The organism is Psychroflexus sp. MBR-150, from assembly GCF_053628795.1.
This window is the reverse complement of record NZ_JBRJHB010000027.1, coordinates 1-22,499: the sequence shown is the minus strand read 5'-3', so window position 1 is coordinate 22,499 and position 22,499 is coordinate 1. Positions and strand designations below refer to the sequence as shown.

Sequence of the window (22,499 nt, the reverse complement as noted above, 5' to 3'; positions counted from 1 at the left end):
AAAACATCAAGGGATCAATGAAAAACCAATTGAAAAATATAAAAATGCAGCCTAAAAAATCAACTAAGAATCAACTGATAATGGTCTAAACAAATTGAGGTATTTTATTTCTATCTCCTGTTCTATTATAGGTATTAGTAAATAAATCTATAAATCCGACTTTTCTATCAAGTTTGGCAATAGTGTCATTATAAAATGAAGCTGACTTGATTTCTAAATCTTTGATGTTTACATAATAATCAGTAGAGATAAAACAATATTTCACCAAATATTCATAATAATTAGACAACCCAGAAGAGTGTTGTGTCAAGTAATTCCCTATAAATGTAAGATGCCCTAAACCAATAAAAACACCATATATTATATCAACAGTCTGTTGGTCATATTCAGGAACACCCAAATTGGTTTTAAGTTTCAATTTCCCATTATCCAATTTTTCAAGTACACTAAAATGCTTTGAACCGTCTTCAAGCCAAATTTCTCCGTTATATATTTTCTTTTTAAGCATTCATTCAGCACTTTCTGATTAAATAATAAATAACTGAATATCAGAACTTTTGCTATTATTTCCGAATTCTAATTAAATAAGATTTTATTTTTCTGTTTTACAATTAAATAAAAAGTTATTGATATTCAATTACTTAAATATTTTTTCCTTTTTCAAATTAAATAAAAACATTACGCCCAATAAGGAATATAAATACTAAACTTTTTTGACACGTTATCAGGGTCTTTAGCTTTTATTCTGCCTGCTTCAATAGCTTCTTTTATGAGTAATGAAATTTGTGCCGCCTGTTTATCATGCATTCCAAATCGCTTTCTTAATGATGTATTATTAAAACCACCACTTCCATAATACTCAATTATACTATGTTGATAACATGCTTCTATTCTTTCTTCATTAGTCATATCTGCATATTTTTTTGGTGCAAACATGGTGACTTTAAAAGAATTTTCGAGTTCTTCGAATTTTAATGGCGGAAGACCATATAGTTCTATTGCAATAACAGCTTTTTCAAAGCCTGATCCTCGTTCCTCGCAAATATTATAGCGCCTAAATGCCGACGCTAAAATTTCATTTCTAGACTCTGGAGTAGTTCTAATAAGCCTATCTATTTTTTTTGATGGTAATAACTTACCTGGATTTGAAAATACTATCCTATCTTCAAAAATCTCTACCATTGGTCCTGAACCTCTAATAGTGAAATCTTGATGAATTAAAATATTTGCTATTAACTCTCTTAAAGCTTGTTCTGGATATAGAGAAGTATCTACCCTTAAAGCATTTTTGATAATCTCACTATCTTGCAGTAAACCTTGAATAAACTGAATTAAAGCTTCAAAACCAACGGCATAACCTTTACTGTCAGGAAACTCTTTACTTGAACCTGACTTATTTTTCCCTTCATATTTTATCAGACGAACAGCTTTTCTAGTTAATCCATCAAATTTTGATAAATCTTTAGCAGCAGCTATAGCACCAAAATTGGTAATATAAAAACCTTTGCCATCAATATCAACTATCATTTTCTCATCAACTAACCAACTTAAAATTTCTTTTACATCTGTGGGAGTTGGTTTTTTAAGAAGTTCTAATATTTTATCGTATTCTAATAATGTTAATACTTCAAGCTCTGTTAACAGCTTTGAAGCATGTAGTTCTTCCCATGTAGGTGTTTTACTATTTAACATTAAAGCTCCTACATCTTGTCTTGAAGCTTTTCTTGTTGTACCTCCACTTCTTATAAAGCTTTGTTCTAAAGTTTTTCTAGCAATATGAACAGGTTTTATAGCGCTTTCTTGAATGTAAATAAGGAGTATTTCTTTCTCTCTATAGGTTTCTATAGAATGATCTATTCTTACCAATGGATCAACTCCATCTCTGCATAATGACGATAAACGATCAACTATATTATCCGCATTATCTTTCTGAATACCGACGACTGAAGCAGTTCTGTTTTCAATACCAAAAGCTAAAAAACCTCCTCCTGGTAAATTAGCAAAAGCTGAAATATGCTGACACAGTTTATTGTTGTTAGGTGATAAATCTTCTTTCCAATCAATCTCATTAAGTTCAGAAGGTACCTTACCTAAGGACTTATCTAAATAATTTAAAGCTTTTGAAATCCAATTTTTCATTTTAATTGTTTTTATACTTTCCTCTTTCCTCCGCAACCATCCTCAATTCCTGCTCAGCCTCACTAATATCCCGAATAGACTCGGGGCGCCTTACAGTTACCTGCCCATTCATCAACATCGGTAATAACCAATCCCGTAATTCAGCGAGTTTTTGGTTTTCTTGTTCTATTATATCTTGTTTATTAAATATAGGTCTTACAATCTTTACATAATTATCAAGGACATGTTTTGGTGGTATAGAAATTTTTATTGTTTTTAAAACTGACGCAGAAACCTCCTTAAAAGTTGATCCTGAAGAATAAGCTTCAATTTTGGGTATTTGTTTTTTTACGCAGTAAAAAATAAATTCACTTGGATAATGCTCTTTGGGAACAAATGATTTAAAGCCTTGATTAGTAGTAACATCTTCTCTAGAAATCGCTAAATAGCCAATAGGTGCTCGAGAACTTAGTAATACTGTATTTTTTGGCATAATTTTTAGTGAAGCACTTTTAACACCTTTTTCAGTTACATCCCATTCTCCCCTAGTGATATATTTTTTTCCTTTATTTGAAGATAAATCTTTTGGTGTTATCCATGGTATATTTTTATCTATTGTAAAATTTTCACTTACAGCTTTAGAAGGTGTACTACCACCAATAATTTTTGAAATAGTTTCGAAGGTTCCATTTCCCCACCCCATAGGAATCTCCCGTTTCAACTCTTCATTATACACCATCTTCCCACCAGAAGATTTATAAGGCTTCTCGACTCCGCTCGAAGTGACATAAGGAAAGTCAAACTGTACAAACCAATACTCATATAGGGTTTTTGCCATGGCTTCTAACTTGGCGTTGATTTGGTTATTGACTTCTATTTTAGCGTCTAAATCGGATAAAACTTTGGCGATTTGTTTTTGAATATTAAGATTGTTATGAACCCTAAGTTTTATATTTTCAAAATTTTTTTTATTTAAATTTGGCAAAGATGTACTACCCTTCGCATTTAGCCTTAATATGTCATAATTATTAATAAATTGATAATACAAATAATTATAATCATATATTGATTCATTTACAATCAAAGAGTTTATTTGTTGATTCGTAAGACATTCATTTTTATTTATTGTAACCTTACCCATTGCTGAACCAATACATGAAACTAATATACTGTTTGCTTTAATAATCTTATTTTTAAATCTATTATAACCTATTTCAGAAATATATCTTTTGGATCTATGAATATTTTTAAATTCCCAATTATCAGAAGGTGTTACAAACATGTATTTATTTCCAAAATCTTCTGGATTTTTAGATGATGGAGTTTTTCCAGTTATTACATTCCCTGCATCTCGAACTTTGATTATTTTGAATCTATTATTCATAGCTCAACCCCTTCAAATTACTTTTAATCTCACTTTCCAACCGAATACTTTCTGTAAACAACTCGCTTAAATCTTTTTCAAAACCTTGCATTTTAGTTTCAAATTCTTCGGCGGTAATGTCCACATACTCAATTTTAACTTCAAAATATTGTCCTGCGCTAAGGGAGTAGTTTTTAGCTTTTATTTCTTCATAATCCACGACTACCGAAAAGTCATCAACGGCTTCTTTGAGATTAAAGGTATCGATGATTTTTTGTTCTTCAACTGCGCTTAAAACCGTTTTTTGATTTTTGCCTTCTTTTACTTTTTCGCCTAGATTAGACGCATCCAAAAGAACGACTTTACCATCGTTTTGCTTGTCTAAAAACACAATTGACACATTGGTGCCTGTGGTGGCAAAAATATTAGACGGCATACTCACTACCCCTGCCAACATTTTATCCTTGACCATTCGCTCCCTAATTTTCTTATCCAAGCCTGATTGGGCGGTTATAAAACCTGTAGGTACAACGACTGCGGCTTTTCCGTTTTGGTTTAAGGAATGCATGATGTGTTGTAAAAACAAATCGTAAATCGCCATGGCGCTCTTTTTCTTTTTCGGTACGTTGGGAATGCCTGCAAAAAAGCGTTCGTTATTGGCTTTAGTGTCTAAATCGTCTCGGTATTCGCTAAAGTCCAGTTTAAATGGTGGATTGGAAACGATATAGTCAAATTTCATCAACGAGCCATCGTCTTTTTTGTGGTAAGGCGATAAAATGGTATTTCCCCGAATGATGTTTTGCAATGAATGCACCAATCCATTCAAAATTAAATTCAAACGTAAAAGCTTCGATGATTTTTTAGAAACATCTTGTGAGTAAATGGTACATTTATCTTCACCAATGGCGTGTGCCAAATTCATCAAAAGCGTTCCTGAACCCGCACTTGGGTCGTAACAGGTTACGTTTTGTACGTTTTCGTCTTCATCGACCATAATGGAAGCCATAATTTTGGCTACCGCATGTGGCGTGTAATATTCGGCGTAAGTACCACCGCTATCATTGTTGTAATCTTTGATTAAGTATTCAAAAATGGTAGCGTAAAAATCGTATTTTTCATTAAATATTTCTTCAAAACTAAAGGTGACTAACTTGTTAATAATAGCTTTACAAAAGGCGTTACGCTCTGATGTCTCCACAATTTCGCTGATGCGTTCAAACAATGGTTCTTTTGAACCGCCAGTGGTCTTTACCGCAAACACTTCGTTGTTTTGGATAGCGATATCCATCATAGTGTCATCAAAGGTTATAGCAAAATCTGCTGTGTTTTGAATTTCAAACAAATGTTCAATAAAATGGTGTTGTTGTAGAATTGCCGTGCTCGCTCCTAATTGAAGGGTTAAAAACTCGTATTCTTCTTCAGACATGGCTTTTAGTTGGGCTTGCCACGCTTTGGGGTCTTTTGCGTCTAAATCTTTATTGAGTTGTTTGATTTCATAGGCAAATTTGTCGTTTAAAAACTTGTACAAAAACACCTGCGTTATGATTTTGTATTCATCGCCATCGTTGCCCAAACCATAATTGGAACAGATTCCCTTTAGATCATCGATTAGGCTTTTCACCTGGGTTTGAAATTGTATGGTTGTAGTCATGTATGTTTTGTAATTGCTAAGCAGTTTGATTATTAAATTCGTTGACGTATTCCTGAACTACTAAAGAGTTGATGAATTTGGAAGTTTCTGCATTGAGTTGAATCTTGTTTTCTTTTGTAAATTGGTCAATAACCAATTTAATCATCATTCGGTTGAGATAACCTTCATTATCTAAAATGTGATGGTTTTGTAGGATTTGTGAATCGGCATTTTCTTTTACCGCCATCAAAGCTTCATGCAGTTTTGATTCTAGTTGTGTAAATCCGCCTTTCTCTTTTAAACGTTTGTGTATTCTACAGTATTTAGGGTCGCCTTCATATTTTTCTTTTAACTGATTATTTCTACGGTTCAGTTCTTTTATTTTCTCATGAATATCTCGCAAGGTACCAATATTGGCTTTCATGTCTTGCTGGGTCACTTCATTGAGTTTTTTCTTTTTGAAAAGCTTTTCCAATTCTTGATACAAACTCACAAATTCAGGATCTTTTTTATCAAAATTACCCGCTAATTCTTCTCTGGTTTTGCGAAGCGTATCTTTCAGTTGATCGGCTAAAATCAGTTCTTCTTCCCTGATTTTGGTGAATTGAAACACTACATCTTCCAAAGCAACATTGAGTAAATTGGTTGTCTCAGTATCATTTTCAACCGCTTCTTTGGCGTTTAGAAAGTTCAGGTGATTGCTGGCTTCACTATGTAAACGGTTCAAGGTTTTGAAATCGATTTTTTCAAGTAAATCAAAATGACCAAATAAACGAATCATATTGTACAAGCTTCTAGCATGATCCAATGCTTTTACAATTTTAGAAAGCTGTTTCTTATCTGAGATTTCGCTGATTTGCTGTTGAAAAATCTCTTTGTTTTGGGTATCGAAATGAAAAAGCGTTTCTTTTATTTCAGCAATTTCTTCTTCAATTTCTTCTCTCGATTTAAAAATGTTGCTGTAGTTTTCCATTTCATCACCAAGCACATCCTGCAATTCATTAAAATAATCTCGATTGGTTTTGTTGAATTCTTCTCTTATATCAGCAAAATCGACGACGTAACCATAACGGTAATCTTTATAGGTTCGGTTAACACGAGTCAAGGTTTGCAATAAATTATGTTTTTTGATTAATCTGCCGATGTATAACTTTTTTAATCGTTTGGCATCAAAACCTGTCAGCAACATATTGTAAACAAAGAGCAAATCAATTTTTCCGTCTTTAAAATCTTCAACTTGTTGTTTGCGTTCGTCTTTTGTACCAATGTCATGAAGAATTAAAGCGGCAGATTTTACCTTGCGTTTTTCCTTTTGTTGACTTTGATATTCTGATACTGGTTCGGCAGCTTGATGTATTTCATGTTCTGATGAAACTTTTTCCTGATTAATTTTTAAATTAAATAATTCAAAAAGTTGTTTGGCTTGATTAGAGCTATCGCATACCACCATTGCGCCAACGCTTGAATCATTCATCAATCTGAATGTTTCAAAATCGTCAATAATATATTTAAGCATTGGCTCCACAAATTTGGGGTGCGAATAGATTTTTTGTTTTGGAATTTGTCCTTCTAAAACTTCAATGCCTTTTAAGGCTTCCGCAAGAATCATCTTGTATTCTGTAGAAATTTCTTCTCTAATTAATCGAAGCGTGTAACCGTCAGCAATCGAAGCGTTATAATAATACTTGTGGATATAATCGCCAAACAAGGTTTTGGAATTGTAATCGTTTCCTAAAAGTGGTGTTCCAGTTAAACCAATTTTAATGGCGTTTTTATCTGAAGTTTCTAAATTAGCTAAAAAGCTCCCTTTAGGATTATAACTTCGGTGGACTTCATCTAAAAAATAAATACGTTGCACATTAATATCGTAATCTTTTTCAGTAACCACGGTTGATTCTTCTGAAAACTTTTGAATGTTGACTACAGTAATTTCTGCTTGACCACGTTCATTAGTAACAGCAGCCGTTGATTTGACATCACTTACAAACTCATTTCTTGAGTTTACTGTATTCACTACCAATCCACGAGCAGAAAATTCTCGCTTGGCTTGAGTCAATAAATCCAATCGATCAACTACAAAATAAAATTTTGGAATAATATTTTGCTTTTGGTAATAGTCAGTTAAAAATTTTACATTGAAGTAAGTCAATGCTGTTTTTCCACTGCCTTGTGTATGCCAAATAATTCCTTTTTTGACGCCTTCATTCAACTTTTGTTCAATGGCTTTGGTAGCGAAAAGTTGCGGATAGCGCATAATGTGTTTTTGCAAGCCTGAACTTTCATTTACATAAGCAATGGCGTATTTTAAGACAAACTTCAATCTATCTTTAGCGTAAAGCGAAGTTAAAACTCGATTGGTTGGTCTTTCTGGATGTTTGTTAGTCAAAAACTCAGGACTGTTTTTGATTACTACTAAATTATTATCTTTTAAAAAAAAATCTTCTACGCTCTCATCTTCAGGCTTTAATAGTTTGTTGAGATTAAACTTTTCTTCTTCCCGAAAGTAATTAAAAACAGGTTTACCATAAGCTGGTGAAGCGTAAAAAACACCTTGTATGGTATCTATATCGGTATTATCATATTCCATATTATTAGAGAAAACCATAAACTGGGAAATATTGACAAATCGCCTATGCTTTTTATTACTAAACCTCACTTTTATTCGTTTTCGCTCCTCTATAATTCCGTTTTTGTTATTCGGAATTTTCACTTCAATAAAGGAAAGCGGTAAACCGTTAATAAGCGTAATAACGTCAGGGCGAAACTCATCTTCACCGTTTTTGTAGGTAAGTTCAGTTACTACATTGAAGCTATTATTATCAAAATTATCGAAGTCGATAAGTTTTATACCAGCCTCCTGTATTAGTCTTTCGTAAAAGGCTCTGCCTAAATCTTCATTGTCCAGTAAAAGTTTTACTTCGTTAAAAACCCATTTAGCTTCATCGGAATCTATCTCTGTATTTATATGTTTTAAGCTGTCTATAAAAATGTCCGTAAAAATATTAGTCTCCTTATCCCACGAATGATTTTTTAACGAAATATATTCATAACCGAGTCGAGTCAAGTGTAATATAGCGGGAATTTTAACTCTGGAATCTTCATTAAAAAGCATAAAGAAAGGGATTTTCGACTAAAGTTTGAAATTACATATTTTTTTTTGAATTGGTAAGAAACCTTATTATTTAATTCTTATTCAATAAAAATATAAATCTTTTCGGTTATTAGAGTTGATTTTGCTCTTATTCCTAAGAATTCTTCTCCACAAACCCCTGATAAACCTCAGCCCGTTTGCGTTCTTGCTGTGCTTGGTTTCGATAAACTTTTACCAGATTTTGATGTTGCTGTTTTTGGCTGTTATAACTCGTCAAACCCATCAGTAATAAAACGGTGCGTGTGATAGGAAAAGTTAAAGTAATTATATCCAAAATATTAGCAATAACGGCACCTGTGGTGTTTTTATCACCACCTTTTGCGTGTTTTGGAAACCACAACAGATGTAGTTTGAGGTATTCACCAAAACTAAAAAATTCTTGTTGATCGGCCAGTTCTTGATATTGTTTTGCACGCTGCTCACAAGCCTTTATAGAGACTTCAAGGGTTTCAACAAAAACGGCTTTGGTCTTTTTAACAATTTCATTGAGTTGATCATAAACCTTAGCATCTTTATCTTCGGTAAAACTCATCACGTCGTCCACATCACTGACTTTGTGGTTAAAGCGTTTCAGCATATCAAAGAGTTGTTGGCTTTCTTCTATATCGAGATAACCGTCATCTACAAAAGCACGAGCTTCATTTTTAATAACGATAAACGCTCCGCCGAGTTTAGAAATTAAAGTATTAGGTTTATAACCTGTTTTAAAATTTATGGCGCTGTCAAATTTAGCTTTAACCTCCTGTATAGGCTGTGCTTGAGGCTGTTGTGTTTTGTAATGTTGCTGTTTTTGTTGGTAAGATGGTGCACGTCGTATCGGTATAGCGTGCCGATCTTTAAAAATAGCATTGCTGGCTACTCGTCCTAAATCTCGACCCACTTGATTGATGGCACTTTGTAAAAATCCCATAGGCTAAACTTTAATAAGTTAAAAGTTCTAAATTATAGAATTTAACACAAATAGCGTTTAAAATAATATAAAATAACCTGTGTTCAATTTAAACAACTCAATTATATAAAGTTTTAAAATTGAGCGTTTTGTAAGTAAAACGGAGAAAAATAACAGCGAAATTTAGACTAAAATTATAACTCAGTTATATTTTCTTTGGTCAATCTAAGGTTAAAATAGCCTTGTTTTTTTACTATCAAAATAGTTTCAAGAAATCATTTCAAAAGCCTTTCCAATAATATTATCGCTATCCAAATTTTGCATAGACACTTTAATATCATAATACTCCTGAATATGTCGCCTAATAACTAAACCAAACTTAGGTATCCCAATATCTTCTTTCATAGATTGGTACTCAAATTTAGCTCGATTTTGACTATAGTTCATAAACGTTTTAAACATTTGTAAGCTATATATTACGGGTAAACCAGAATCTTTAAAATAAACTTCCAATTCATTTAATTGATCTTCAATACTTGTCAGCGTTGGTTGGTCAATATCAGATTTGCGTATAAGAAGTTTTTTTAAGCAAAAGTAGTTGTATTCTTCAATCTCAAGTTTAAGATAATCAGCAATCTCATTGGTGAATAAATATTGTCTATGTCCTACACTTGCAGAACAATAAATTTCATCATAATATTTTTTAGCAGTTTTATGGCATACATTTAAAACATAAGCAAGTTCTATAGGTTGTATAACCCGAATTTTACTTTGATATGTTGCATTTGATGCTTTCACCGCTAGGTCTTTTATGTTAAACCTGATTTAAAAACTTCTGCTTGTTAATAATATGTTAAAATATTTAATTTTTTTTATAAACTCAATATCAAATACTTAAAACACAAAAACGTACATCAGCAAACCTAACAAACAATTATAAAACAAGTTGTGACAAGTAAAATCCCAACAAAATCAAGCACTAATAAAACACCACAACCCACTACCCACTAAAAACTACTAGCTAAAAACTACCAACTACACACTACCCACTAATTTCCTCCTACCCTCAAGTATAGCTTAAGTATGGTTAAAGTATCAAAACAAGAAACTTGTTAAATTGGAAAAAAAGATGTTAAAATGGAAAATAATCCGAGTATAAAAAAAATATCCCTTGATATAAGAAATACTACTTACTATTGAGAAAATTGTTAAAATTAGTTTGTATCAAGCATCTACATTTGTTCTTGCAACACCGAAGAGCGGATTGTCTATTTTAAAAGTTAATCCCAACATGTTATCCGGATAAAGGATTGACGAAGCTTCAAGACAAAAAGCTCAACGGCTTGCAAAACTTTTAGTTTAATTTTTAAATAATAATAAGATGGCCCAACAAAAGTCATTAATTAAAATCGAAGGCACTCTAGATGGGTTAACCTTCTACCGAGATCAAGACGGGAAATATCGTGTTAAGACCAAAAGTGGTATTTCAAAAAGTAGAATCAATAATGATCCTGCTTTTGAAAGAACCCGAGAAAACGGCAGAGAGTTTGCGGAAATTACCCAATCAGGTAAAAAATTACGTAGAGCTTTATCAACTTTATTGGCAGATGTTCAAGACAATACTAAAGTGTACAGATTAACCTCTGTGTTATCAAAAGTTAAAAACTTGGACACCACATCAATTCGTGGCGAACGTAAAGTAAGTTTAGGTTTAGCTACACCTGAAGGCAAAAACATACTCAAGTATTTTGACTTCAATGCTAAAGCGAGAATGGATGCCGTATTACGAACCGATTATCAATTGGACACAACCAATGCTGAAATCAGCATTCCAGAATTTGTACCACAGATTAATTTAAACACCCCACAAGGTGCAACTCACGTCGAAATAAGTGCCACATGGCTAAATTTTGACTTAGAAGCCAATTCTGGAGATATGGTGATAAGTAATAAAGAAAATTTGCAGATTGATAATAACGAAACTAATGTCATTCTCAGTTTTTCTCAAAGTCCTTCAAGTACTGGTATAGATTATTATCTGTTAAAAATAGCATTTTTTCAAGAGATTAATACACAACAGTACATACTCAATAACGGAGCGTTTAATGCCATGCAAATCATAGAGATCATCTAAGTATCGTTTGCCATATTTGTATAAAAGCTGTCTTAATTAAACCTAAGACAGCTTTTTTTATGAAATTAAATTTTAAGCATAAGCCTAAAATAACCTGTGTTCAAAATTTAAATAACTCGATTTGATAAAGCCATCAAATTGAGTGATTTTTCGGAATAAAACGGAATCCCAAAACTATGCTCGGAAATATCAAAATTAGGCTTGACAATGAAAACATAACTGTTGTCAATTCGTGTTTTTACTAAAATTCATTATGCTTTTAAGTCGAACTCACGTTAACTGTAGAAATATCTTGCATAAGTGTGAAACTTCAGAATGTCAAATATACATATCTTTGTAGCAAAATAAAGTCTTGTTCAAAGTCATTTACACTATTCTATATATCTTATTTAAGGCCATTTCGCTATTGCCTTTTAGGGTTATTTACATTATTTCAGATCTCTTTTACTTAATAACATTCTACGGTATTGGGTATCGAAAAAAAGTTGTGTTGGAAAATCTAAAACTTGCTTTTCCTGACTATGACCCATCGCATCGAAAAAGAATTGCTAAAGATTTTTACAAACATTTTTGTGATATTTTTCTTGAAATGATTAAACTTTTAAGCATTTCTGAAAGCGAAGTTTTGAAACGTTTTAAAATCAAAAACCCTGATATAATTAAAACAATTGAGGCAGAAAACAAATCTATTATTTTCTTATATGCTCATTATGCAAGCTTTGAATATTCTGCCGCTTTTACACTATATAAGCCTGACTTCAAGGGTTATGGTGTTTATAAACGCATAAGAAATAAAGCCGTGGATCAACTGATGAAAAAAATTAGAAGTCGATTTGGCGTAGAAATGATCGATAAAAATGACGTCCCAAAAATCATGATGAAAAATCAGGCTAATCATCAGAAAGCCATATATGGTATGATAGCTGACCAATCTCCAAAAGCCGATAACATTAAGCATTGGACTACTTTTTTAGGAGTTGAAACGCCTGTTTTTGTTGGAGCAGAAGTCCTTGCCAAACGCTTAGACCTTAGCGTGTGTTATATGAAAATAGAAAAGAGCAAACGCGGATTTTATGACGTCGAACTTATTCCTATTACTACTAAGGCTAATAAATTAAATAATTATGAGATTACTGACATTTATTTTAAACATTTAGAACAACAAATTTTAAAAAAACCTGCTTATTATTTTTGGTCTCATAAACGCTGGAAACATAAAAGGCATAATTTTAAATAAAAGACTTTTTTTAGTTTGATAAAATTATCCTATTTGGTCCTTCTAAACCCACAACAAATACCCCTTTTACACCTCTTGATTTAAGAGTGTTTTTATGTGCTTCGGCTTCTGAACGCGTAGAAAAAACACCAGAGAAATAGCGTGTATATCCATCTGAAAATTTGAAGTGATATTCTCCACTGACACTTGGAATGTCAATAACTTTTGAACTTAAGGATGCAGCAATTTGAACAGTAAATATTTTTGGGCTATCTGATGAAAAATCATAAGTTTGGGTTACAACTTTTTTAGTTGGTGGTAGAGTTGAGGCTACATTTGATTTATCTTTATTTGCTTTTTCTTGTATTTGAGCATTTATACTAGCTCTCATCTCTGCTGGAGTTTCATTTTTGTTTAAAATGATAAATTCAGATCGACGGTTTAAAGCGTGTTCCTCTTCAGAGCATTCTACACCATTGCTACATTTATTGATCAATTGACTTTCGCCGTAGCCTTTTCCTGAAAGCCTATTAGAATTAATGCCTTGATTGATTAGATAATCAACGGTTGACTCCGCACGTTCTTGAGATAAAACCATATTATAATTATCACCTGCACGACTATCTGTATGCGAACGAATATCTATTTTCATCGAAGGATATTGTTTCATCAGTGTAGCAATTTTTTGAAGTTCTACACTGGCTTGAGATGTTATATTTGACTTATCTAACTCAAAATAAATCGGATCTAATTGAAGAATTTTTCTTAGGTCATCTCCTTTTTCAACTTTCTTAACACCAAGATTTTCACCAACTTCCATAAACACAACATCTTTGAAGTCTTTTTCATATGCATTAGTGGTTTTAAAAGGTTTTTCTGTTGTTTTATAACCATCTTTTTCAATTCTTACAATATATCTTTTATTGCATTCAACATCAAAATCATATTCGCCGTTGATATCTGATTTTGTAACTGAAAGTTGATTTAAATCAGCATCGAATAACTTTACTGTGACAGTGGCTATAGGTTCATTAGTATCTTTATCTCTAACTGTACCTGATAGATATTGTTTACATTTTGTTATTAATTCCTCGTTTTGAATAAATCTAAAAATATCATCTTCTTTAGCGTCTTCATTTCTGTTTGTGGCAAAAAAACCAATTTTGCTTTTTCCGTCTATAATAAAACTAATATCATCTTTAATACTATTTATAGGACGACCAACATTTAAAGGGTCTCCAAAGGTTTTATCGTTTTTAAGTTCACTCACAAAGACATCATAACCTCCTAAACCTGGATGACCATTGGAAGAGAAAAACAATAGGCTGTCATTGCTTATGAAAGGAAAACTTTCACGCCCTTTTGTATTGACTTTAGAACCTAAATTGATAGGCTCACCAAAACTGCCATCACTATTAATATCAACTACAAAGATATCAGACTTTCCTTTTGTTCCAGGCATGTTAGAAGCAAAATAAAGTTTGTCTTCATCTGGGCTTAAAGCAGGATGAGCTGACGAGTAATCATCACTATTAAATGGTAATTCTTCTGGGGTTTGCCATTCTCCATTTTTGTCTTTTTTCGCTCTATAAATTTTAAGGAAGTTAATGCCTGATTTACTCTTTTTATATTTGTTATCAGAGAAATTATTTCTTGTAAAGTAAATCGTTTTACCGTCTGATGTAATCGCTGCCGAAGCCTCGTGAAATTTAGAATTTATAACATCACTTAAAGGTTTTGGTTGAGATAATGGCGTAAATTGTTCATCAACCTCAACTTCATAGAGGTCTAAAAAAGGTTGGTTGTTCCATTCATGGATGCGTTGAGCTGCATCAGCTCGTTTTCTATTGGAAGCAAAAATGATTTTGCCTTTTGCAAATTTTGGTGCAAAATCTGATAAATCTGAATTAATAGAAATGGTGTCTAAAGTAAATTTACCAGACTGTAATTCAATCAATTTTAAATAGTCTTGTTGTTCATCAATTATCCCAATATCTGAATCAGTCTGAGTTATTGAGTCATATTTTTTCATGATTTTAGAGGCTTCAACGTATCTTTCTTCTCCTCTTAAAGATTGTGAATATCTAAATAAATAATCTGCGTTAAGCGATTCTGAAAAATCGTATAGTTTTTGATACCATTTTGCCGCATTTTCTAAGTCGTTGTTGAAATAGTAAGAATCACCTAATTTTTTAAAAAGATTCTCAGATTCATAGCCTGCTTTTGCAACTTCTAAATAAATTTGTTGTGCATCGATGTAGGCAAAATTTTCAAATTTCTTATTCGCTTCATTAAGCTTATCGATTTGTGAAAAACCTAATAAAGGCAATAAAATTATAATTGTTAGTATATAGTAATTTGTTTTCATAATCTAGAAAAATCTAGGAGTGTACATTTTTTTATACCTTTTAAATAGTTCATATCTAAAAAATATTTCAAAACTTCCGTCGTTAAAGTTAACCAATTCTGATGTATCTCTATCATAAGAAAAACCAATTAAAAATGCGTCTGATATTTGATAAGTTGATAACACACTGTAGGCCGATGATAAGCGATAAGCTCCTCCTAATGAAAATTTATCATTGATTAAAAAATTGGCGGATAAATCTAATCGTACTGGTGATCCGCTAACAAATCGTGTAAGTATAGATGGCTTTAGTTTAACATTATCATTTATATCAAAAACATAACCCGCAGTTAAATAATAGTGTAGTCTTTCTTTGGCAACTGATACTGCACCTTGATTGTCGTCATAATATTCAGTTCTCAAAAGTTTAGGCACACTTAAACTTACATAATAAATATCATTATATAGCATTGCTCCTAAACCGACTTGCGGGGATAATTTAGTCTCTACATCATTTTGAAAGTTTGGATCTGTTGGGTCAAATATATTTAATTCTGAAAAATTGATATCAAAAATATCTGCTCCAGCACTGACACCTAAGCTTAAACTTGTATATCTATCAATTGGAAGTATATAGCTGTAATTTCCATTAAAACGAGTCGTTGTAGCAGGACCGATTTTATCGTGAACTATATTAAGACCAAGCCCCATTTGTCCGTCTCTAATTGGTGAATGCACACTTAAGGTTTGTGTTTCAGGAGCACCATCAATACCTAACCATTGAGACCTGTGCAAAAGACTTGCGCTTAAAACATTTCTCGTACCAGCATAAGCAGGATTTATAGTCATGGTGTTAAACATATATTGTGTAAAACTAGGGTCTTGCTGAGCTATTGATTTAAAGCTCAATAAAAGCAAAATCATTAGAATTCCTATATGTTTTATGACTTTAATATGCATTTTAATTAATATATAAATAACCTTGCCGTTTAGTTGTTCTACCGTCTGAATCAGTATAATTTAAAATATAAAAATAAGTCCCTGAGGGTAATTTCTCGCTTTTTCGAATGGTAATTCTTCCATCACTAAAGCCTCTAAAAAGATTATCATTACTTCCGTAATCACGGGTTTCATAAACCCTAACGCCATTCCTATTAAATATTTCTATACTGTTAGTTTCAAACTGCTCTAATCCTTCAATTCTTAAAAAATCATTTTTACCATCACCATTTGGAGAAACTGCATTATAAACAATAACTTCTCGCTCAGCAAAAAATCCATCAACTTCATGAAATGTTTCATTTGGGTTTAGTGTAGTTACAGTTGGGTTAGTACCTTCGGTTTGAGTTGCATTAGTTGGAAAGTCAGGGTCTGACTCATCTATTGTACTTATCACACCACCAGCTAATACATCTGAAGTCCAATCTCCGTTTGAATCAGATACTACCGTTTGTATAAAGCCAGAATCTTCTTCAATTTCAATAGAAATGTCGGCAATTCCTTGTTCTGTAGGATCTTGAATGCCATTACCATTTTCATCTAAATATATTCTCCCAGTTAATGTGGCAAATTGATTTTCTTCTTCGACAAAAAAACCGTCGTTTTCACTAAAACTTGTTGTGTTTGGAACGACTAAAGTCATCGTCGGATCTGTGCCTTCGGTTTGTGTTGCACCTGTTGGAAAATCAGTATCGGTTTCATCGATATCGCTTTCGGTATTGCCAGTTGGTACGATTACTGACCAATCGCCATTAGCATTTGTGGTTACAGTTTGAGTGTTGTTTTGGCTATCGGTAATCAAAACATCGACATCTGCTAAATCTAATTCTCCTGCGTCTTGCGTGCCATTGCCGTTGGCATCCAAATACAAATGTCCTGTTAAAGTGCCTGTATCATTTGGGTCTGGAACAAAGAAACCGTCGTTTTCACTAAAACTTGTTGCGTTTGGAATCACCGTTGTGGTAGTCGGATCAGTGCCTTCGGTTTGTATAGCACCTGTTGGAAAATCAGCATCGGTTTCATCGATATCGCTTTCGGTATTGCCAGTTGGAACTACAACAGACCAATCGCCATTAGCATCTGTGGTTACGGTTTGTATATTATTTTGACTATCGGTAATCAAAACATCGACATCTGCTAAATCCAATTCTCCTGCGTCTTGCGTGCCATTGCCGTTGGCATCCAAATACAAATGTCCTGTTAGTGTTCCTGTATCATTTGGGTCTGGAACAAAGAAACCGTCATTCTCACTAAAAGTTATTGCGTTTGGAACGACTAAAGTCATCGTCGGATCAGTGCCTTCGGTTTGTGTTGCACCTGTTGGAAAATCAGCATCGGTTTCATCGATATCGCTTTCGGTATTGCCTGTTGAAACTACAACAGACCAATCGCCATTGGCATCTGTGGTAACCGTTTGAACATTGTTTTGGCTATCGGTAATCAAAACATCCACATCTGCTAAATCCAATTCTCCTGCGTCTTGCGTGCCATTGCCGTTGGCATCCAAATACAAATATCCTGTTAAAGTGCCTGTTTCATTAAGGTCTGGAACAAAGAAACCGTCATTCTCACTAAAACTTGTTGCGTTTGGAACAACTAAAGTCATCGTCGGATCTGTACCTTCGGTTTGTGTCGCTCCTGTTGGAAAATCAGTATCGGTTTCATCGATATCGCTTTCGGTATTGCCTGTTGGTACGATTACTGTCCAATCGCCATTAGCATCTGTGGTTACGGTTTGTATATTATTTTGACTATCGGTAATCAAAACATCGACATCTGCTAAATCCAATTCTCCTGCGTCTTGCGTGCCATTGCCATTGGCATCCAAATACAAATGTCCTGTTAGTGTTCCTGTATCATTTGGGTCTGGAACAAAGAAACCGTCATTCTCACTAAAAGTTATTGCATTTGGAACAACTAAAGTCATCGTCGGATCAGTGCCTTCGGTTTGTGTTGCACCTGTTGGGAAGTCAGTATCAGTTTCATCAATATCGCTTTCGGTATTGCCTGTTGGTACGATTACTGACCAATCGCCATTGGCATCTGTGGTAACCGTTTGAGTGTTGTTTTGGCTATCGGTAATCAAAACATCGACATCTGCTAAATCCAATTCTCCTGCGTCTTGCGTGCCATTGCCGTTGACATCCAAATACAAATGTCCTGTTAAAGTGCCTGTTTCATTAGGGTCTGGAACAAAGAAACCGTCATTCTCACTAAAAGTTATTGCGTTTGGAACGACTAAAGTCATCGTCGGATCAGTGCCTTCGGTTTGTATAGCTCCTGTTGGGAAGTCAGTATCAGTTTCATCGATATCGCTTTCGGTATTGCCTGTTGGTACGATTACTGACCAATCGCCATTAGCATCTGTGGTTACGGTTTGAACATTGTTTTGGCTATCGGTAATCAAAACATCCACATCTGCTAAATCCAATTCTCCTGCGTCTTGCGTGCCGTTGCCGTTGGCATCCAAATACAAATGTCCTGTAAGTGTTCCTGTTTCATTAGGGTCTGGAACAAAAAAACCGTCGTTTTCACTAAAACTTGTTGCGTTTGGAACAACTAAAGTCATCGTCGGATCTGTGCCTTCGGTTTGTATAGCTCCTGTAGGAAAATCAGTATCGGTTTCATCAATGTCGCTTTCGGTATTGCCAGTTGGAACTACAACAAACCAATCGCCATTGGCATCTGTGGTAACCGTTTGAACATTGTTTTGGCTATCGGTAATCAAAACATCGACGTCAGCTAAATCTAATTCTCCTGCGTCTTGCGTGCCGTTGCCATCGGCATCCAAATACAAATGTCCTGTTAACGTTCCTGTATCATTTGGGTCTGGAACAAAGAAACCGTCGTTTTCACTGAAACTTGTTGCGTTTGGAACAACTAAAGTCATCGTCGGATCAGTGCCTTCGGTTTGTATAGCTCCTACAGGAAAATCAGTATCGGTTTCATCAATGTCGCTTTCGGTATTGCCAGTTGGTACGATTACTGTCCAATCGCCATTAGCATCTGTGGTTACGGTTTGAGTGTTGTTTTGACTATCGGTAATCAAAACATCGACATCTGCTAAATCCAATTCTCCTGCGTCTTGCGTGCCATTGCCGTTGACATCCAAATACAGATGTCCTGTCAAACTGCCTGTATCATTAGAATCAGGAACAAAGAAACCGTCATTCTCACTAAAACTTGTTGCGTTTGGAACGACTAAAGTCATCGTCGGATCAGTGCCTTCGGTTTGTGTTGCACCTGTTGGGAAGTCAGTATCGGTTTCATCAATATCGCTTTCGGTATTGCCAGTTGGAACGATTACTGACCAATCGCCATTAGCATTTGTAGTAACCGCTTGAACATTATTTTGGCTATCGGTAATCAAAACATCAACATCTGCTAAATCCATTTCTCCTGCGTCTTGCGTGCCATTGCCGTTGGCATCCAAATACAAATGTCCTGTTAGTGTTCCCGTATCATTAGAATCAGGAACAAAGAAACCGTCATTCTCACTGAAACTTGTTGCGTTTGGAACGACTAAAGTCATCGTCGGATCTGTGCCTTCAGTTTGTGTCGCTCCTGTTGGAAAATCAGTATCGGTTTCATCAATGTCGCTTATCGTATTGCCTGTTGGTACGATTACTGTCCAATCGCCATTAGCATCTGTGGTTACGGTTTGAGTGTTGTTTTGGCTATCGGTAATCAAAACATCGACATCTGCTAAATCCATTTCTCCTAAATCTTGCGTGCCGTTGCCGTTGGCATCCAAATACAAATGTCCTGTTAACGTGCCTGTATCATTTGAATCAGGAACAAAAAAACCGTCGTTTTCACTAAAACTTGTTGTATTTGGAACAACTAAAGTCATCGTCGGATCAGTGCCTTCGGTTTGTGTCGCTCCTGTTGGGAAGTCAGTATCGGTTTCATCGATATCGCTTTCGGTATTGCCTGTTGGTACGATTGCTGTCCAATCGCCATTAGCATTTGTTGCTACAATTTGAGTGTTGTTTTGGCTATCGGTAATCAAAACATCCACATCTGCTAAATCCAATTCTCCTGCGTCTTGCGTGCCGTTGCCATTGGCATCCAAATACAAATGTCCTGTTAAAGTGCCTGTTTCATTTGGGTCTGGAACAAAGAAACCGTCATTCTCACTAAAAGTTATTGCGTTTGGAACAACTAAAGTCATCGTCGGATCTGTGCCTTCGGTTTGTGTTGCACCTGTAGGAAAATCGGCATCGGTTTCATCAATATCGCTTTCGGTATTGCCTGTTGGTACGATTACTGTCCAATCGCCATTAGCTTCTGTTGCTACGGTTTGAGTGTTGTTTTGGCTATCGGTAATCAAAACATCAACATCTGCTAAATCTAATTCTCCTGCGTCTTGCGTGCCATTGCCGTTGGCATCCAAATACAAATGTCCTGTTAAACTGCCTGTATCATTTGGGTCTGGAACAAAGAAACCGTCATTCTCACTAAAACTTGTTGCGTTTGGAACAACTAAAGTCATCGTCGGATCTGTGCCTTCGGTTTGTATAGCACCTATTGGAAAATCAGTATCGGTTTCATCAATGTCGCTTTCGGTATTGCCTGTTGGTACGATTACTGACCAATCGCCATTAGCATCTGTGGTTACGGTTTGAACATTGTTTTGGCTATCGGTAATCAAAACATCCACATCTGCTAAATCCAATTCTCCTGCGTCTTGCGTGCCATTGCCGTTGACATCCAAATACAGATGTCCTGTCAAACTGCCTGTATCATTAGAATCAGGAACAAAGAAACCGTCATTCTCACTAAAAGTTATTGCGTTTGGAACAACTAAAGTCATCGTCGGATCAGTGCCTTCGGTTTGTATAGCTCCCACAGGAAAATCGGCATCGGTTTCATCAATATCGCTTATCGTATTGCCTGTTGGTACGATTACTGACCAATCGCCATTGGCATCTGTGGTTACGGTTTGAACATTATTTTGGCTATCAGTAATCAAAACATCGACATCTGCTAAATCCAATTCTCCTGCGTCTTGCGTGCCATTGCCGTTGACATCCAAATACAAATGTCCTGTTAAAGTGCCTGTTTCATTAGGGTCTGGAACAAAGAAACCGTCATTCTCACTAAAAGTTATTGCGTTTGGAACGACTAAAGTCATCGTCGGATCAGTGCCTTCGGTTTGTGTCGCTCCTGTTGGAAAATCAGTATCGGTTTCATCAATATCGCTTTCGGTATTGCCAGTTGAAACTACAACAAACCAATCGCCATTGGCATCTGTGGCTACGGTTTGAACATTGTTTTGGCTATCGGTAATCAAAACATCCACATCTGCTAAATCCAATTCTCCTACATCTTGCGTGCCATTGCCGTTGGCATCCAAATACAAATGTCCTGTTAAACTGCCTGTATCATTTGGGTCTGGAACAAAGAAACCGTCATTCTCACTAAAAGTTATTGCGTTTGGAACAACTAAAGTCATCGTCGGATCTGTGCCTTCGGTTTGTGTTGCACCTGTAGGAAAATCGGCATCGGTTTCATCAATGTCGCTTTCGGTATTGCCTGTTGGTACGATTACTGACCAATCGCCATTAGCATCTGTTGCTACGGTTTGAGTGTTGTTTTGGCTATCGGTAATCAAAACATCGACATCTGCTAAATCCAATTCTCCTGCGTCTTGCGTGCCATTGCCGTTGGCATCCAAATACAAATGTCCTGTTAGTGTTCCCGTATCATTAGGGTCTGGAACAAAGAAACCGTCGTTTTCACTAAAAGTTATTGCATTTGGAACAACTAAAGTCATCGTCGGATCAGTGCCTTCGGTTTGTGTCGCTCCCACAGGAAAATCAGTATCGGTTTCATCGATATCGCTTATCGTATTGCCAGTTGGAACGATTACTGACCAATCGCCATTAGCATCTGTGACTACGGTTTGAGTGTTGTTTTGGCTATCGGTAATCAAAACATCGACATCTGCTAAATCTAATTCTCCTGCGTCTTGCGTGCCGTTGCCGTTGGCATCCAAATACAAATGTCCTGTTAACGTGCCTGTTTCATTAGAATCAGGAACAAAGAAACCGTCATTCTCACTAAAACTTGTTGTATTTGGAATCACCGTTGTGGTAGTCGGATCAGTGCCTTCGGTTTGTGTTGCACCTGTAGGAAAATCGGCATCGGTTTCATCGATATCGCTTTCGGTATTGCCAGTTGGTACGATTACTGACCAATCGCCATTAGCATCTGTGACTACGGTTTGAGTGTTGTTTTGGCTATCGGTAATCAAAACATCGACATCTGCTAAATCTAATTCTCCTGCGTCTTGCGTGCCGTTGCCGTTGGCATCCAAATACAAATGTCCTGTTAAAGTGCCTGTTTCATTAAGGTCTGGAACAAAGAAACCGTCATTCTCACTAAAACTTGTTGCGTTTGGAACGACTAAAGTCATCGTCGGATCAGTGCCTTCGGTTTGTGTTGCACCTGTTGGGAAGTCAGTATCAGTTTCATCAATATCGCTTTCGGTATTGCCTGTTGGTACGATTGCTGTCCAATCGCCATTAGCATCTGTTGCTACGGTTTGAGTGTTGTTTTGGCTATCGGTAATCAAAACATCGACATCTGCTAAATCCATTTCTCCTGCGTCTTGCGTGCCATTGCCGTTGGCATCCAAATACAAATG

12 protein-coding genes are annotated in these 22,499 nt (G+C 35.2%); 2 read left to right on the top strand and 10 right to left on the bottom strand.

Annotated features, from left to right (window positions below; genetic code table 11):
* Nucleotides 1–85: 85 nt before the first annotated feature.
* From ACSSV5_RS11420 to ACSSV5_RS11390, 7 genes are all read right to left on the bottom strand, one after another.
* Nucleotides 86–508 carry an ApeA N-terminal domain 1-containing protein gene (locus ACSSV5_RS11420; RefSeq protein WP_454245964.1) on the bottom strand — a complete coding sequence of 141 codons (423 nt, stop codon included), beginning with the start codon at nucleotides 506–508 and terminating at the stop codon, nucleotides 86–88.
* A gap of 170 nt (nucleotides 509–678) precedes the next feature.
* Nucleotides 679–2,139: an ATP-binding protein gene (locus ACSSV5_RS11415; protein ID WP_454245963.1), complete on the bottom strand. Its 1,461-nt coding sequence runs from the start codon at nucleotides 2,137–2,139 to the stop codon at nucleotides 679–681.
* 1 nt (nucleotide 2,140) lies between these two features.
* Nucleotides 2,141–3,502: a restriction endonuclease subunit S gene (locus ACSSV5_RS11410; protein ID WP_454245962.1), complete on the bottom strand. Its 1,362-nt coding sequence runs from the start codon at nucleotides 3,500–3,502 to the stop codon at nucleotides 2,141–2,143.
* Nucleotides 3,495–5,132: an HsdM family class I SAM-dependent methyltransferase gene (locus ACSSV5_RS11405; RefSeq protein WP_454245961.1), complete on the bottom strand. Its 1,638-nt coding sequence runs from the start codon at nucleotides 5,130–5,132 to the stop codon at nucleotides 3,495–3,497. The genes ACSSV5_RS11410 and ACSSV5_RS11405 overlap by 8 nt, the downstream gene beginning before the upstream one ends.
* Nucleotides 5,133–5,148: 16 nt before the next feature.
* The gene (locus ACSSV5_RS11400) at nucleotides 5,149–8,223 is read right to left on the bottom strand and encodes a type I restriction endonuclease subunit R (RefSeq protein WP_454245960.1); all 3,075 of its coding nucleotides are present in this window, start codon (nucleotides 8,221–8,223) and stop codon (nucleotides 5,149–5,151) included.
* Nucleotides 8,224–8,356: 133 nt separating this feature from the next.
* Nucleotides 8,357–9,172 carry a hypothetical protein gene (locus ACSSV5_RS11395; RefSeq protein ID WP_454245959.1) on the bottom strand — a complete coding sequence of 272 codons (816 nt, stop codon included), beginning with the start codon at nucleotides 9,170–9,172 and terminating at the stop codon, nucleotides 8,357–8,359.
* Nucleotides 9,173–9,418: 246 nt separating this feature from the next.
* A complete protein-coding gene (locus tag ACSSV5_RS11390; protein ID WP_454245958.1) occupies nucleotides 9,419–9,949 on the bottom strand; it encodes a hypothetical protein in 531 nt (176 codons plus the stop codon).
* A gap of 583 nt (nucleotides 9,950–10,532) precedes the next feature.
* Here ACSSV5_RS11390 and ACSSV5_RS11385 point away from each other — a divergent pair.
* Both ACSSV5_RS11385 and ACSSV5_RS11380 read left to right on the top strand, forming a co-directional pair.
* Complete coding sequence (locus ACSSV5_RS11385) at nucleotides 10,533–11,285, top strand: hypothetical protein (RefSeq protein ID WP_211066802.1); 753 nt, start codon at nucleotides 10,533–10,535, stop codon at nucleotides 11,283–11,285.
* A gap of 352 nt (nucleotides 11,286–11,637) precedes the next feature.
* Nucleotides 11,638–12,522 (top strand): lysophospholipid acyltransferase family protein, encoded by an 885-nt coding sequence (locus ACSSV5_RS11380; protein ID WP_454245957.1) that lies wholly within the window; start codon nucleotides 11,638–11,640, stop codon nucleotides 12,520–12,522.
* A 10-nt stretch (nucleotides 12,523–12,532) separates the two neighbouring features.
* Here ACSSV5_RS11380 and ACSSV5_RS11375 read toward each other — a convergent pair whose 3' ends face one another.
* From ACSSV5_RS11375 to ACSSV5_RS11365, 3 genes are all read right to left on the bottom strand, one after another.
* Nucleotides 12,533–14,869 (bottom strand): OmpA family protein, encoded by a 2,337-nt coding sequence (locus ACSSV5_RS11375; protein WP_454245956.1) that lies wholly within the window; start codon nucleotides 14,867–14,869, stop codon nucleotides 12,533–12,535.
* A gap of 3 nt (nucleotides 14,870–14,872) precedes the next feature.
* Entirely contained in the window at nucleotides 14,873–15,808 is a 936-nt protein-coding gene (locus tag ACSSV5_RS11370; protein ID WP_211065632.1) for a PorP/SprF family type IX secretion system membrane protein, read from the bottom strand.
* Between the two features lies 1 nt (nucleotide 15,809).
* Nucleotides 15,810–22,499, bottom strand: a 6,690-nt coding sequence (locus tag ACSSV5_RS11365; protein ID WP_454245955.1) for an SdrD B-like domain-containing protein, incomplete at its 5' end; no start/stop codon positions are given.

What these genes read in the sequence shown, in the direction of transcription:
- ACSSV5_RS11420 (WP_454245964.1), bottom strand. Translation starts at nt 508, where the DNA reads ATGCTTAAAAAGAAAATATATAACGGAGAAATTTGGCTTGAAGACGGT.
- ACSSV5_RS11415 (WP_454245963.1), bottom strand. Translation starts at nt 2,139, where the DNA reads ATGAAAAATTGGATTTCAAAAGCTTTAAATTATTTAGATAAGTCCTTA.
- ACSSV5_RS11410 (WP_454245962.1), bottom strand. Translation starts at nt 3,502, where the DNA reads ATGAATAATAGATTCAAAATAATCAAAGTTCGAGATGCAGGGAATGTA.
- ACSSV5_RS11405 (WP_454245961.1), bottom strand. Translation starts at nt 5,132, where the DNA reads ATGACTACAACCATACAATTTCAAACCCAGGTGAAAAGCCTAATCGAT.
- ACSSV5_RS11400 (WP_454245960.1), bottom strand. Translation starts at nt 8,223, where the DNA reads ATGCTTTTTAATGAAGATTCCAGAGTTAAAATTCCCGCTATATTACAC.
- ACSSV5_RS11395 (WP_454245959.1), bottom strand. Translation starts at nt 9,172, where the DNA reads ATGGGATTTTTACAAAGTGCCATCAATCAAGTGGGTCGAGATTTAGGA.
- ACSSV5_RS11385 (WP_211066802.1), top strand. Translation starts at nt 10,533, where the DNA reads ATGGCCCAACAAAAGTCATTAATTAAAATCGAAGGCACTCTAGATGGG.
- ACSSV5_RS11375 (WP_454245956.1), bottom strand. Translation starts at nt 14,869, where the DNA reads ATGAAAACAAATTACTATATACTAACAATTATAATTTTATTGCCTTTA.
- ACSSV5_RS11370 (WP_211065632.1), bottom strand. Translation starts at nt 15,808, where the DNA reads ATGCATATTAAAGTCATAAAACATATAGGAATTCTAATGATTTTGCTT.